At 76.1% G+C, this 2,090-nt stretch carries 2 protein-coding genes; both read left to right on the top strand.

Annotated elements, in window-relative coordinates:
* Positions 1-302: 302 nt before the first annotated feature.
* A complete protein-coding gene (locus EAD98_RS24775) occupies positions 303-707 on the top strand; it encodes a MarR family winged helix-turn-helix transcriptional regulator (RefSeq protein WP_121656400.1) in 405 nt (134 codons plus the stop codon).
* Positions 708-758: 51 nt separating this feature from the next.
* Positions 759-2,090 (top strand): thiamine pyrophosphate-dependent enzyme (locus EAD98_RS24780; RefSeq protein WP_233583962.1); only part of this gene is annotated, 1,332 nt, incomplete at its 3' end.

Consider the following 2,090-nt stretch of genomic DNA (forward strand, 5'->3'; position numbering starts at 1 on the left):
CAGCAGGATGGTACGTCGGGACAGTGACATGAATCCTCCCCAGAGTCCGATTTATCGTGACTCCGGGAGCCTCGCGAGCCCTGATGACCGGGAGGTGACGGCGAGTGCCCCGGCTCGTCACCGGCAGCCGAACACCGATCATCGCGGTCGATCCGCCGGGCCGCGGGCCAGCGTGACCCGGCCTGATCGTGGAGCTGGGCGGCCGGCCCCGTGCGTACGATGTGGCCGTGGCGCAGGAGGTCGTTCCCGCAGCGGGCGGGCCGGTGGACCGGGCCGGCCTGGCCGCCGACGTGGTACGCCGGATGGCGCACGTGACCGCCGCCCTGCGGCACCGGCAGGGCGCCGCGTTCACCGAGCTGGGGCTCACCCCGGCGGCGGCCCGGGCGCTGCACGAGCTGGACCCCGACCGGCCACTGCCGGCCCGCGACCTCGCCGAGCGGCTGGGTTGTGACCGGTCGAACGTGACCGCGCTGGTCGACAAGCTGGAGCAGGCCGGCCTGGTCGAGCGCCGCACCGACCCCACCGACCGGCGGCAGAAGACGCTCGTGGTGACCGGGCACGGCCGGGGCGTGCGAGACCGGGTGACCGAGGTGATGTCCGACTCCCGACTCCTGGCCGGGCTGACCGACCGGGAGCTGGGCACCCTGCGCGACCTGGTGTGGAAGGTCTCCGACGGGAGCTGGCCGGAGCCGTGCGGGCCGGAATGAGCCCAGGGGTCCTCGCCGTGTCCCGCTGGGCGACCAGGGCTTGCGTCGGTAATGCTGGGCGGCGTGACCACCCCGCAAGATCTCGACGACCGGTTCCGGGAGACGCTGGCGGCGCTGCCCGCCGCCGAGCGGCGGCGTGACCCCGCCGACCCGGTCACCGACGACGCCCCGCTAACCGGCGCGCAACTGCTGGACCTGTTCGACGCGCAGGTGACCAGCCGGCAGCTCGACCTGGCCGGCCGCTGGCTGCGCAGCTTCGGGGAGGGCTTCTACACCATCGGCTCGGCCGGGCACGAGGGCAACGCGGCGGTCGCCGCCGCGCTGCGCCCCACCGATCCGGCGCTGCTGCACTACCGCTCGGGCGCCTTCTACTGCGTGCGCGCCGCCCAGACCGTCGCCGACCCGGCACCCGTCGTCGACCCGTCGCCGCCGCCGGCAGAGCCGGCCGAGCCGGCCGAGCCCGAACCGGACGGCTCCGCGCCGCCCGCCGGCGCGTTCGCGGCGTACGCGGACGCGGCCCGGGACGTGTTGCGCGGGATGGTCGCCTCCAGCCAGGAGCCGATCGCCGGGGGCCGGCACAAGGTGTTCGGCCGGGCCGACCTGGCCGTCGTGCCGACCACCTCCACCATCGCCTCGCACCTGCCGCGGGCGGTCGGGATGGGACTCGCCGTGGAGCGGCTGCGCCGGCTGGACAGCGCCGGGCGGCGCACCGGCGCCGGGGTGCGGGTCGGCAGCGGTGGCGGCGCAGAGCATGCCCCGTGGCCAACGGACGCCATCGTGGTCTGTTCGTTCGGCGACGCCTCGGTCAACCACGCCAGCGCCACCGCCGCCTTCAACACCGCCGGCTGGTACGACCACGCCGGGCTGCGCATCCCGGTGCTCTTCGTCTGCGAGGACAACGGGCTGGGCATCAGCGTCCGCTCGCCGGAGGGCTGGGTGGAGGCGACGCTGCGGGCAAAGCCGGGCATCCGCTACCTGACCGCCGACGGGGCGGACCCGGTGCAGGCGTACGCGGTGGCGGCGGAGGCGGCGGCCTGGGTACGCCGGCACCGGCGCCCGGCCGTGCTGCACCTGCGCACCGTCCGGTTGATGGGGCACGCCGGAGCGGACGCGGAGTCGGCGTACCGCAGCCCGTCGGAACTCGCCGCGGACCTGGACCGGGACCCGCTGGCCGCCACCGCCCGGCTGCTCGTCGACGCCGGGGTGGCGACGGGTGAGGAGCTGTTGGCCCGGTACGACGAGACCGGCTGGCAGGTGCGCCGGCTCGCTGAGGAGGTGCTGGGCGAGCCGAAGCTGGCCTCCGCGGCCGACGTGGTGTCCGCGCTCGCGCCCCGCCGGCCGGTACGGGTCGCGCGGGCGGTGGCCGACGCGGCGGCCCGTACC

This window comes from Micromonospora sp. CV4, assembly GCF_003667455.1.
Lineage (GTDB): Bacteria > Actinomycetota > Actinomycetes > Mycobacteriales > Micromonosporaceae > Micromonospora.